This is a genomic window from Corallococcus sp. AB018, from assembly GCF_003986945.1.
In the GTDB taxonomy this organism is placed as follows: domain Bacteria; phylum Myxococcota; class Myxococcia; order Myxococcales; family Myxococcaceae; genus Corallococcus; species Corallococcus exiguus.
This window is the reverse complement of record NZ_RAWR01000268.1, coordinates 1-12,279: the sequence shown is the minus strand read 5'-3', so window position 1 is coordinate 12,279 and position 12,279 is coordinate 1. Positions and strand designations below refer to the sequence as shown.

The following is a 12,279-nucleotide window of genomic DNA, read 5'->3' as shown; positions in this document are numbered from 1 at the left end:
CAACTGTATGCTGCATTCCCCACCCCGGACAGCGCGCCCTTGTCCGCCTGCACGTTCCACACTGGCGGTAAGCCACGTAGTCACGTTGTACTTGTCTTTCCATATTTCCAAGAATCGCAGTCCTGCTTTGTGATAAACGCCGACCCAGCCCTTTTGGACCAACCTGGAGGCGGCAATGCGGAACCAGACCATCGAGGCGGCACTGGCGAAGAATCCCCACCGTGAACAGCTGATCAAGCACCGGTTCTTCGAGGTGGTGGACGAGAAGGCCTTCAGCCGCGACCAGGCGGAGCTGGTGCTGGGTCAGTGGTGGCACCCCCTGCACTATTTCCCCACCTTCCTGGGCAAGCTGATCGCCGTCTGCCCGCAGATGGAGATGAAGACGGCGGTGACGCACATCCTCAACCAGGAGGTGGGCGAGGGAGACCCGGCGCGCGCGCACGAGCGCTTCTTCATCCAGACGATGACGGACGCGGGCTTCACCCAGGCGGGCGTGTCCGAGGCGGACATGACGCCCGCGACGCGCCGGCTCATCGACGGGTACCAGCGCTCCACGGACAGCCACCTCACCGGCCTGGGCTTCCTCTACGGCACGGAGGTGGCGGACCTCACCATGGTGGCCAAGCTGGGCAAGCTGGTGCGCCGCACCACGGGCCTCAAGTCCCTGCCCTGGGTGGACATCCACGTGAAGCAGGAGCCGGACCACGTGGAGACGGCCGGCCACACGATGGGGCTCGCGTACACGGACGAGGAGCTGGCCACCATCACCCGCGGCGCCGAGGAGATGTGGCAGCTGTGGGTGGGTTTCTTCGAGGAGCTGCGCAACCGCGTCGTCTGAGCGGCCGCCTGCGTCAAGCGCCAACCCCTTGGAATCCGTGCGTTTTCACACGGAACACTGGCGAATCTCTCCAGGTAGGGTAGTCACTCCCGCGTCACGGGAGTGTCACCCCCTAGAGGCGCCACCACCCTCCCGCGGCTGACAGCTCCTGTCCCTCCAGGCGCCGAGGGAGATCCCCATGCTCGAAAAGCTGATGCCGAAGTCGGACGAGTTCTTCGACGACTTCGACGCGCAATGCGCCAGAACTGTCGAGGGAGCAAAGCTCCTACACGAGCTCCTGAGCGACTTCCGGGACGTGCCCACGCGCGTCCAGGCCCTCAAGGACGTGGAGCACAAGGGCGACGAGGTCACCCACACGGCCTTCAACCGCCTCCACCAGCAGTTCATCACCCCGTTCGACCGGGGGCAGATCCACACGCTGCTGTCGCGCATCGACGACGTGCTGGACCTGACCAACGCGGCGGCGGCGCGCCTGCTGTACTACGAGATCGAATCCACCCGGGCGGATGCCACGGAGCTGGCGCGGCTGCTGGTGCTCTCCACGCTGAAGGTGCAGGAGGTCGTCGCGGCGCTGCGGCTCATCAAGAAGCCGGAGCAGATCCTCGCGGGCTGCAAGGAGATCAAGCACCTGGAGTCCCAGGCGGACGAGGCGCTGCGCGCGGGCATGGGCCGGCTGTTCAAGAGCGGCGTGGATACCCTGACCATCATCAAGTGGAAGGAGATCTACGACCTCATCGAGACGGCCACGGACAAGTGCCAGGGCGTGGCCAACGTCATCGAGGGCGTCGTGCTGGAGCACAGCTGAGATGCTGCTCGCAGCGGTCGTCGCCATCGTCATCGTCGCGCTCATCTTCGACTTCATCAACGGCTTCCACGACGCGGCGAACTCCATCGCCACCGTGGTGTCCACGCGCGTGCTGTCGCCGAACCTGGCTGTCGCCTGGGCCGCGTTCTTCAACTTCATCGCGGCCTTCGCGGGCGGCGTGCACGTGGCCAACACCATGGGCAAGGGCATCATCAACTTCGAGATGCTCCGCGCCGCCGGCCCCGCCGCGGTGCTGATGGTCATCTTCTCGTCGCTGATGGGCGCCATCGTCTGGAACCTGCTCACCTGGTGGTGGGGGCTGCCCTCGTCCTCCTCGCACGCGCTGGCGGGCGGGATGATTGGCGCCACCCTGCCCGTGCTGGGCTTCGAGGGCCTGGTGGGCAGCGGCATCGCGCGCATCGCGGCCTTCATCGTGCTGTCGCCGCTCATCGGCATGACGCTGGGCATCGGGATGATGCTGGCCAGCACCTGGGCGGTGCACCGTCAGACGCCGCTGCGCGTGGACACCTGGTTCCGCCGGCTGCAGCTGGTGTCGTCCGCCATCTTCTCCTTCAGCCACGGCACCAACGACGCGCAGAAGGTCATGGGCATCATCGCGGTGGTGCTCTTCGGCACCATCTGGCGCGACCGCCCGTTCCACATCGACTGGTGGATGATCATCTCCTGCCACGCCGCCATCGCGATGGGCACGTTCTTCGGCGGCTGGCGCATCATCCGCACCATGGGCCACAGCCTCACGAAGCTGGCGCCCATTGGCGGCTTCAGCGCGGAGACGGGCGGCGGCGTCACCATCATCGCGCTGGCGGAGCTGGGCATCCCCGTCTCCACCACGCACACCATCACCGGCGCCATCGTCGGCGTGGGGTCCACGCGCGGCTGGCGGGCCGTGAAGTGGGGCACCGCCGGCCGCATCATCTGGGCGTGGGTGTTCACCATCCCCGCGGCCGCGCTGGTGTCCGTCATCGTCTACGGAATCACGCTGGCCGTGGTTCGGCTGGTGGGCTGAAGAAAGCCCGGGCGCGGGGGAGCAGTCCCCCGCGCCACCTGCTGCTGCCCTGCCCTACTGCACGACCCGGACGTTGAGGGAAGACGACGGTCCACCCACGGCCGGCGGCACCCAGGGCACCACCTTCTTGTTCTGCCACTGGACCAGCTTCAGCGACGGGTCCTCCAGCGGCACATCGAAGGTGTAGGAGATGCGCGTGGGTCCTTCCGCGTCCGCCTCTTCAATCTTCACCGTCATGCCCTTCATGTCGAACTCGTCGCCCTTGTGCACCGGGTGGCGCGCGGCGCGGTGGATGCGCTCCTCCACGGAGTCCAGGAAGTGGCCGCCCTTGGTGAGCTCCAGCTCCACCGAGTTGGGGCCGGTGCGCGTCACCTTCTGCTCGTAGAGCGAATAGGACAGCACCCACCAGGCCTTCGGCAGCGGATTGCCCGAGGACCACCAGCGCACGGAGCCGTAGATGCCGATGATGCCGTTGGGGGCGTTGAGCACCACCACGCGCTGGTTGGGGAGCTTCGTCTGGTCGAACGCCTCCTCGTAGCGCGCCTGCACGCGGCCCATGAGCGCGTCCGCCTGGGAGTACTGCTCCATGGTCTGCCACCAGAGGTACGGCGAGCCCACGACGTGGATGAGCGCCATCAGCGCCGCGCCGGCCAGTACCGCGCCCGCGCGGAACGTCTTCGCCCGCCCCTTCCACGCGTGGCGCAGCACCACGGCCAGGCCCACCGCCATGCCCAGGCTGGGCACGATGAGCGTGCGCGAGCCGGCGAAGGCGGAGTTGGACATCCACGTGGCCACGAACGCGCCCGTCAGCATCCAGCCCACCGTGCGGCGCTCCGCGGACTCCAGCCGGGGCCACACGCCCCACACCAGCAGCGCGAACAGCGTGAAACCCACCGCGCCCAGGAGGGTGAAGAGGGGCACCAGGGACTGGTCGAAGATGAAGTCCGGAGGCGCGTTCAGCGTCAGGCCCGCGATGGCCGCCGGGACGCGCCCGAGCATCGCCTGGAACCACGCCACGGGCGTGCCCAGGGCGTCCAGGTACATGTCCGAGCCGCCCGCGCCGTAGCCCATGGCCCGGTACGCCGCGAAGTAGATGGCCATCAGCACGCCGAAGGGGATGAGCCCCTTGAGCTTGTCCTTCGCCTGCCCCGGGCCGGAGAAGGCCTCGTAGGCCAGCACGTACGGGCTGAGGATGACCATCGTCTCGCCGCACAGGAGCGCCAGCGCGAAGGACACCAGCGCGCCCACCAGGGTGCTCGTGCGCTTCTCCTCCCGCCACTTCACGTGGAGGAAGATGCCGAGGATGCCGAAGAGCAGCGACATCACCACGCTGCGGTAGGACAGCCAGCCCAGCACCGCCGCGTGCGAGCCCCAGATGGCGAAGAGGAACATCGCCACGCCCGCCACCGCCGTGGGCAGCACGCGCTTGAGCAGCACGCCCGCAAGCACCACCAGGCCCACGTACCAGAGCAACGAGTGGAACTGGTAGGCCACGGCCACGCGGTTGTAGAGCACGTGGTCCAGTCCGTAGAGCAGGCTGCCCAGGGGCCGGAAGAACGCGACGCGCACGGTGGGCTCCACCCACCACGGGAAGACGCCCACCTGCGCCAGGTGCAGCGTGTGCTCCGGGATGCCCGTGGCCGTGCGGTACACGTCCAGGGGCGTGTTCCCCAGCGGCGCGGGCGGCGGAATGTTGTCCCAGACGCCCAGCCAGATGAAGTCATCCGGCATGAATCCCGAGCGCAACGCGAGCGCGCCCAGCGCCACCGCGAACACGATGGAAATCCAGAAGTAACGCTTAAACGGCCAACCCGGGGCGGCTGGCGAAGGAGAAGTATCCATGTTTCAAAGATCTATCAGCACGGCCCCCACACGAGATAGGTCCTCCTGGGTCGTCCGCTGCCACCGGAAACACGCGGAGTGCGGCGCGTGCGATGGAGATCCTTTGCCACCGCCCGGACTCCGGGTGATCCTCCGCCGACGAAGGGGGACGCGGTCCGGCAGGTGAAAACACGAACGTGAGCGCGCCTCGTTTCGTCCGCGCCGCCGCCGGGCCCGCACGCATGCGCATCGCCATCATCGCCACGTACACCCATCCGACCCGACTGCGAATCAAGGAACCCTCCATCATGCAGTCCTCCGTGCCGGAGCTCATCGCGGGCCTGTGCCCGGAGCACGCGGAGGTGGAGATCTTCAACGAGAAGGAGGCGGAGCTGCCGTTGGACCGGCACTGGGACCTCGTCTTCTTCTCGTACCTGCACTCGTACTACGAGCACACCAAGGTCCTCTCCACCCTCTTCCGTCAGCGCGGCATGACGACGGTGGCGGGAGGCCGGCACGCGGGCCACTTCCCCGACGACGCGGCGAAGTACTTCGACGCGGTCATCACCGGGGAGCCGGAGTCCAACGTGCCCGCGCTCATCGCGGACTTCGAGAAGGGCGAGCTGAAGCCCCGCTACAGCCTGCCGTCGCAGGGCGCCGCCGCCATCCGGCCGTACCGCTACGAGCTCATCGACTTCACGCACAACAAGGTGCGCCTGCCGGGCATCGAGGCGTCCCGCGGCTGCCCCTTCACCTGCAACTTCTGCGTGCTCACCGGCCACGAGCGCTACCGCTTCCGGCCCATCCCGGAGGTCATCGACGAGATCCAGACGCGCATGCGCTGGAACCCGAACTTCCTGGGGCTGATGGGGGACGCGTTCGTCTTCCTGGACAACAACCTGGGCGGTTCGCCCAAGTACCTGCGCGCGCTGTGTGAAGCGCTCATCCCCTTGAAGAAGACGTGGGGCTGCGCGCTCACCTTCAACGTGCTGAAGGACGACTCGCTGGTGAAGCTGATGGCGAAGGCGGGCTGCCGCTACGTCTACACCGGCCTGGAGTCACTCAACCCGGAGTCGCTCAAGGCGATGAACAAGGGCCAGAACAAGCTGTCGGAGGTGGACGCCGTCATCCGCCGCGTCTTCTCCGCCGGCATCCTGTTGTCCTTCGGGCTCATCGTCGGCTCGGACGGCGACACCAACGAGTACCTGCACCGGCTGCCGGACTACCTGGCGGACCTGAAGTACTTCTCCGTCACGTTCCTGGGCATCGTGTGCCCGTATCCGGAGACGCCCTTCTTCCGCGAGCTCAAGGCCGAGGACCGGCTGCTGCCCGGCACCACCAGCCGCGACTACGACGGCTACACGCTGTGCCACCGGCCCAAGCAGATGCACGCGTCGGAGGTGGTGGAGCACTTCCAGCGGCTGTGCCACACGCTGGGCAGCCTGCCCAACATCGCGCGGCACTACGCGTCCAAGCTGATGATGAGCGACCTGCCCCGCTACAAGCAGACCATCCTCTTCTCCGGGCCGGAGATCGTCAGCATCCGCAACCCGGTGAAGAACAAGGAGCGCCGCTACATCGCGGGGCTGGACGCCATCGAGGCGTGGGACGCGGAGCGGATGCCCGCGCTGGGCCTCACGCCGCAGGTCCTGACCTGACCCGGGACGGCAGGCGCACGTCCCACGCCAGCCCCAGGGCCTGGAGCGCTCGGATGAAGAGCCAACCCGGGTCCCACTGCCACCACACCCAACCGTGCCGCGCGGACGCGGGGAAGGCGTGGTGGTTGTTGTGCCAGCCCTCGCCGAGCGCGAGCACGCTCACCCACCACACGTTGCGGCTGTGGTCGCGCGTGTCGTGGACGCGCTTGCCGAACGCCGCGTGGCACACGGAGTTCACCGCGTAGGTGCTCTGCATCCAGCACACCACGGGCAGGAAGAAGTACGCGGGCACCGTGCGCCAGCCGAACGTCAGCCCCACGAAGAGCACGCCCAGCACCTGCGGCGCGATGCGGTAGCGCAAGAGCCAGTGGTAGTAGCCGTCGTCCGCCATGTCGCGGCACCAGGTGCGCCAGCCGTCCTCTTCCGTGGAGGACTCGTTGAGGATCCACCCCATGTGCGCGTACCAGAAGCCGCGCAGCGGCGAGTGCACGTCCCCGTCCACGTCCGCCTTCGCGTGGTGCAGCCGGTGGTTCGCGGCCCACAGGAGCGGACTGCCCTGCGCGGTGAGCATGGCCACCGACACCAGCGCGTACTCCACCCAGCGGGGGCACGCGAAGGCGCGGTGGCACAGGAGCCGGTGCAGCCCCACCGTCGTGCCCAGACCAATGGACACGTACACGGCCAGCGCCACCGGCAGCGCGTACGGCGGCCAGGGCAGGAAGAACGCCAGCGCGGCCAGCCCGTGGACCACGAGCATGTAGATGACGATGACGGGACTGAGCTGGAAGCGGAGCGGCGCGGTGATCATGGCCCGGTGCGTGAGGTCGAAGGAGAAGCACGCAGTCTAGGGGCCCAGCCTGACGGGACAAGGAATGCGTCAGGCGCGTCACATCACGCGAGCGTCACGGGACCTTGAGGCCTGGGGAGCAACAAGCGCCTCCACCGGCGGGGCCTGGAGGGTGGCCTGGAAGCGAGCGGTCCATGCGGCGCAGCTCCGCGCGGGCCTCCACCTCCGTGAAGATGGCGCGCGCTCGGGCGAGGAACTCCTCGCGCCGGTTCGGCAGCGCCACCGCCGCGTCGAAGTAGGCCACGCCCGTCTCCCAGCGGTTGGGGCTCTTCTCCAGGACGGCGATGGCCTCCAGGAACACGGGCTCCGCAGCCTTGGGTCCCTTGCGCAGGGCCAGCGAGCGCGCTGTCACGCGCAGCGCCGGGCCCTTCAGGTACGGATAGAGCCTCGCGATGACGCGCGCCTTGAGGCAGGACAGCCGCACGACCTTCAGCAGCTTCTTGCGCGGCACCACCGTGGCGCCCTCCTCCAGCGCGAAGAGGGCCGCCTCCGCCGCGTCCACCAGCCCCACCTGGAGGAAGGGCACCAGCACCTGATAGCTCCAGATGCTCTCGAAGCAGCGCACCGCGACGAGCGCCGCCTCCTCCACCTGGTGCTCGCGCACCGTGACGTTGGCCAGGTGGTTGAGGCTGGCGCACTGGTTGGCCAGGTCCGCCACCTCTTCGCTGATGCGCAGGCCCTGCTCCAGCTCCGCGCACAATTCGCCCACGTCACCTTCGCCCAACAGGTAGCGGCACATGGGCGCCCACGAGTGCGCCCAGCCCTGGTGCATCAGCGCGTTGAGCTCCACGCCAATGGTCCCCATCTGCTCGTAGAGCGCCACCGCCGTGCGGAAGCGCGAGTGGAGGAACTCGCCCGTGGCCTGCATCATCAGCGACGTCTGGCGCTCCCAGCGCTCGCCCACCTGGCGCAGCGTGGAGACGGCCTCCTCCTGGAATTCGCGCGCGCGCTCCAGCTCGTTGGCGAAGAAGGCCTGGATGCCCAGGCGGCTGAGCGCGAGCCCCTCCGCCACCGGATCCTTGGAGCGGCGCGCGTACTCCAGCGCCTTCTCACAGTGGTAGCGCGAGCGCTTGAGCAGCCCCGCTCCGAACAAGAGCGTGCCGTAGTAACCGCGCGCCATGCTCATGGCGTAGTCGTTGCGCGAGCGCTCCGCCATGTTGGTGGACACCAGCGTCGCCCAGGTGAGCTTGGTGATGTCCGCGAAGTAGTAGATGCGGATGAGAGAGTTGAGCGTGGACAGCTGCTGCAGGTAGTTGCCCAGCCTCGCCGCCGGCAGCGGACGCAAGATGAAGGGCAGCAGCGTCGCGAGCCCCCGGAGCACCAGGTTCGCCAGCGTGCGCAGGCCCAGCGCGGCCAGGCTCCCGGGGAGGCTGCGGCCCCTCAGCACCAGCGACTTCTCCAGGTGCTGCGTGGCGAGCGCGGACTCGCCCTTCTCCTGGTGCGCGCGGCCCAGGCCCAGGTGCAGCTCCGCCTGGCGAGGGGGCTCCTCCTCGTCCACCAGGCACTGCTCGAACATCAGGATGGCGTTGGCGTAGTGGCCTGCCTGGAGCAGCGTCTCCGCCAGCTCCTGCATCACCCGGCGCGTCTGGAGCAGCGTCACCTCCGGGTCCACCGGAACGACGGTGCCGAGCAGCTCCAGGCCCCGGTTGTAGTGGTAGAGCGCGTCGTCGTTCGCGTACTGCGCCCGCGCGCTGCGGGCCGCCATCAGCGTGTACGCCAGGCCCTTGTCCTCCACGTTGCCCGCGAGGAAGTGGAACGCGAGCAGACCCGCGGAGGCCGCGAGGTTGTCGTTGGCGCGGGCCTCCAGGTAGCGCGCGAGCCGGCGGTGCAGGTCCTCACGCGCCGACACCAGCAGCGTGTTGTAGGCCACGTCGCGGATGACGATGTGCTTGAAGAGGCAGGTGTACGGCTCCTCCGTCTCCAGCAGGATGAGGCCCAGGCGCTGGAGTGTGTCCATGGCCTCGCGCAGCACGCCGTGGCCCAGGGTGGGCACCAGCGCCGCCACCGCGTCCAGCGTGAAGATGCGCCCGATGACGGACGCCACCTTCACCACCAGCTTCTCCGTCTCGCTGAGCAGGTCGATGCGCGACAGCACCACGTCCTGGATGGAGTCCGGCAGCAGCAGGTCCTGGAGGCCGCGCTTCAGCTCCATCCGCTGCGATCCGGGCTCCACCGGTCCCAGGTAGCCCTGCTCCGCCAGGCCCTCCACGATGGATTCGATGAAGAACGGGTTGCCCTGCACCTTCGCGAGCAGCCGGTCCTCCAGCGCGACGTCCGGCGGCGACAGGCGCAGGTGCAAGCGCAGGAGCGCCCGCGTGTCCTCTTCGTCCAGGCTCGTCAGGTCCACCGGGACGAACTCCGGCAGGTCGCGCAGCCCGCGGAGCTGGTCGCCCGGGCGCATCGTCGCCAGCACCATGATGCGGTGCGAGCCCACGCGCACCGCCAGGTACTGGAGCAGATCCAACGAGATGTAGTCCGCCCAGTGCAGGTCCTCGAAGAAGAGCAGCAGCGGCTGCGCGCGGCTGAGCTTCTCCAGGAGCTGGAAGACGATCTGGAACACCTTCTGCTGCTTGCGCCGCGCGTCCATCCCCGCCGTGGCGGACGTCTCCTCCAGCGACATGCCGAGGATGCCCGCGACCACGGGAATCCACTCCGGCCCCACGTCCTCCAGGCCGTCCAGCCCCTGCCGCAGGCGCGTGAGCTGCGCCTCGGTGTCGTCCGAGTCGTGCAGACCGAAGGCCTGGAGCAGCACCTCCTTCCAGGGGAAGAAGGGGGTGAAGGCCTCGTAGGAGTAGCAGACGCCGTACAGCGCCCGGGCGCCGCCCTCCTCCGCGTCCTCCAGCACGCGCGCGCCCAGCCGCGACTTGCCGATGCCCGCCTCGCCGGACACCACGCTCACGCGGCCCTGGCCGGCGAAGGCCGCGTTGAGCGACGCGTGCAGCACGTTGAGCTCGCGGCTGCGGCCGATGATGTCGCCCCGGCCCTTGATGAAGAGGCTGCGGCGCGTCTCCCCCAAGAGCCGGTATACCGGCACCGAACGCGAGACGCCCTTGAGCTTCGCGTCCTCCACGAACTCCGTGGCGAAGCCGCCCTGCTGCGAGCGCGCCTGGGTGTTGGCGCACAGGTGCACGCCGTCCTGGTGTCCGCCGTGCGTCATCAGGCGCGCGGCCATGTTCACGACCTCGCCCAGCGCCGAGTAGCCCTTGCGCGTGGGCGAGCCCATGTCCCCGCAGTAGGCGTGGCCGGTGGCGATGCCGATCTGCAGCTCATCCAGGAAGGGGAACTGCGCCCGGGCCTTGAGCAGCTTGCAGGCCAGCCGGCACGCCAGCACCTCCTTGTTCTGCTGGGCGGTGGGCGCGCCGAACAGGACGTAGAGCACGTTGCCCTTGTCCGTGAAGTCCGTCATCAGCAACACGCCGCCGTGGTGGGCGGACTCGCGCTGGACGTATTCGTAGTAGGCGTTGAGGTCGTGGGTGAACGCGTCCGGATCCGTGTCCGCCCGCGCGTGGGTGAAGCGCACGAAGAAGCAGGTGACGTCGCGGAAGTCGCCCGCGAACTCCTGGTGCGCGGTGGTGATCTTCGTGAAGAGCACCGGGTGCAGGAGCAGCGCGCACCGGCCCACCAGCTCCGCCCCGCCCGTGGGCGCGGGCAGCGGGCGCTTCACCGACTCCACCGGCGCGTCGAGCGCCAGCCGGTGGTTGCCGCCCTCGCGTGGATCGCCCTTGCGCGCGGACTCCGGCAGCGCCGCCCAGGCGCGCGGGCTGAGGACGACCTCCGACACCGTGGCCTGCTTCTCCGCGCCCACCGCCTGCGCCAGCGGCTCTCCCACGAGCGCCGGGTGCATCCACAGGCCGGTGGTGCCCATCACGATGCGGGTGGCCTCACCAAAGCCGATGCCGATGCGCGACGACACGCCGAAGCGCTGGCCCAACAGCTCCAGCCGGGCGAAGCGCGCGAGCCTGCGCTGCACGCCCAGCGCGCACACCGCCGCTCGCTGCACGACGTCCGCGTCCGCTTCCTCGGGCGCGGACTCGAAGCACGCGAGGATGGAGTCGCCGGCGAACTGGTAGATGTCCCCGCCGTGGTCGCGGACGACGTCGATCATCTCCGTGTAGTAGTTCGTCAGCAGGCGCTGGAGCGCGTCGATGCCGCGAGGGCCCGCGCCGCTCAGCCCCACCACGATGGGCGTGAAGCCCGCGATGTCCAGCAGCAGGATGGCGCCCCGCACGCCCTCCGCCCGGGGCAGCGCGTCCGCATCCTGGCTCCCAAGCCGCGCGAGGATGGCCGCCGGCATGTACGGGGCCAGCATCGCGACAGCGGGATCAATGGGCTGCGTGGAGGGCATCCTTAAGGGGCTTTCCGCTCAGGACAGGTTGGCGAAGCGCAGGTACAGGGCGCCCAGGCACATGGCGCCGTAGAGGGGGATTTCCGCCGTCTCCGGCCAGGGCTGCTGCTTGCGCACCGCGCCCCAGACGTGCACCGCCGTCATCAGTCCACCGATGAGGCCGATGAGCTCGAAGATGACCAGGTGGCTCTTGGGGTCCGGGATGAACTGCACCACCGCGATGATGACGGACAGCGCCAGGCCGCCCAGGCAACGCGCGAAGTAGACCGTCAAGTCGTTGTTGCCCGTGGGCAGCTCCCACCCGAACCAACGCGCCCAACGCAGCGGGATGAACAGCAACGGCAACGCGTAGACGACCAGGAAGACCGAGGTGGAGACCGCGAGGAACCAGCTGGCCAACGGATAGTCGGGGTTGATCATGATGGCGGACGTGATGGGTGACGGACGTGCACGCGCGGTGCACACCCCTCCCCACGACGTCCATCCTAGAATCTTTTGCCACCCCGTGGGGCGGCTTCCCCTTCACCAAGGCCCTGCTTGAGCCCGCCTGCCGCCTAGCGGGTGGCGGCCAGGAGGAACTCGGCCACCCGCTCCAGGGAGGTGGTGCGCTCGGCCTCCACCGGGAAGCGCCGGAACAGCTCCGGTGGCCCGTGCAGGATGAGCGGCTTGCCATAGCGCAAGGCCAGGACGGCCTCCGCCGCGGTGCCGGCGCCCCCGGGCAGCGCGACCAGGGCATGCGGCGTCAGCACGTTGATGTGGTTGCGGCTCATGGGGTCCGTGCCCTGCTCCCCGTGCCCTGCTCCCCGCTGAGCGGCAGGTGGGTGTAGATGGGGATTTCGATGTCCGTGTTCGGGTAGCCGGCCCGGGGCTGGTAACGGCCGTCCGCGCCCACGGTGCCGGGGATGATGCCGATGGCCGCCCCCCGCCGCCCCTCCACC

At 68.8% G+C, this 12,279-nt stretch carries 9 protein-coding genes; 4 read left to right on the top strand and 5 right to left on the bottom strand.

The window, feature by feature from the left end; all coding sequences use genetic code 11:
• The first annotated feature begins 175 nt into the window (after positions 1 to 175).
• The 3 genes from D7Y11_RS37670 to D7Y11_RS37660 all read left to right on the top strand — a co-directional run bounded on the left by D7Y11_RS37670 (position 176) and on the right by D7Y11_RS37660 (position 2,670).
• On the top strand, positions 176 to 838 hold the full coding sequence (locus D7Y11_RS37670; RefSeq protein ID WP_120580636.1) for a TenA family transcriptional regulator: 663 nt from the start codon (positions 176 to 178) through the stop codon (positions 836 to 838).
• A gap of 178 nt (positions 839 to 1,016) precedes the next feature.
• Positions 1,017 to 1,643, top strand: coding sequence for a DUF47 domain-containing protein (locus D7Y11_RS37665; RefSeq protein ID WP_120580635.1), 627 nt, complete (start codon positions 1,017 to 1,019; stop codon positions 1,641 to 1,643).
• 1 nt (position 1,644) lies between these two features.
• Positions 1,645 to 2,670 (top strand): inorganic phosphate transporter, encoded by a 1,026-nt coding sequence (locus D7Y11_RS37660; protein WP_121751433.1) that lies wholly within the window; start codon positions 1,645 to 1,647, stop codon positions 2,668 to 2,670.
• A gap of 54 nt (positions 2,671 to 2,724) precedes the next feature.
• Here the strand turns inward: D7Y11_RS37660 and D7Y11_RS37655 are convergent, their stop codons facing one another.
• Positions 2,725 to 4,446, bottom strand: coding sequence for a hypothetical protein (locus D7Y11_RS37655; RefSeq protein ID WP_126936089.1), 1,722 nt, complete (start codon positions 4,444 to 4,446; stop codon positions 2,725 to 2,727).
• Between the two features lie 242 nt (positions 4,447 to 4,688).
• Between D7Y11_RS37655 and D7Y11_RS37650 the strand changes: the two genes are divergently transcribed.
• The gene (locus D7Y11_RS37650) at positions 4,689 to 6,149 is read left to right on the top strand and encodes a radical SAM protein (RefSeq protein ID WP_304485886.1); all 1,461 of its coding nucleotides are present in this window, start codon (positions 4,689 to 4,691) and stop codon (positions 6,147 to 6,149) included.
• Here D7Y11_RS37650 and D7Y11_RS37645 read toward each other — a convergent pair.
• The 4 genes from D7Y11_RS37645 to D7Y11_RS44650 all read right to left on the bottom strand — a co-directional run bounded on the left by D7Y11_RS37645 (position 6,127) and on the right by D7Y11_RS44650 (position 12,111).
• Entirely contained in the window at positions 6,127 to 6,957 is an 831-nt protein-coding gene (locus D7Y11_RS37645) for an acyl-CoA desaturase (RefSeq protein ID WP_126936088.1), read from the bottom strand. The two genes, D7Y11_RS37650 and D7Y11_RS37645, sit on opposite strands and share 23 nt — an antisense overlap.
• A 94-nt stretch (positions 6,958 to 7,051) precedes the next feature.
• Positions 7,052 to 11,341, bottom strand: coding sequence for an AAA family ATPase (locus tag D7Y11_RS37640; RefSeq protein WP_126936087.1), 4,290 nt, complete (start codon positions 11,339 to 11,341; stop codon positions 7,052 to 7,054).
• 18 nt (positions 11,342 to 11,359) lie between these two features.
• On the bottom strand, positions 11,360 to 11,761 hold the full coding sequence (locus D7Y11_RS37635; RefSeq protein ID WP_120580637.1) for a hypothetical protein: 402 nt from the start codon (positions 11,759 to 11,761) through the stop codon (positions 11,360 to 11,362).
• A 134-nt stretch (positions 11,762 to 11,895) separates the two neighbouring features.
• Entirely contained in the window at positions 11,896 to 12,111 is a 216-nt protein-coding gene (locus tag D7Y11_RS44650; protein WP_233607521.1) for a hypothetical protein, read from the bottom strand.
• Positions 12,112 to 12,279: the final 168 nt, after the last annotated feature.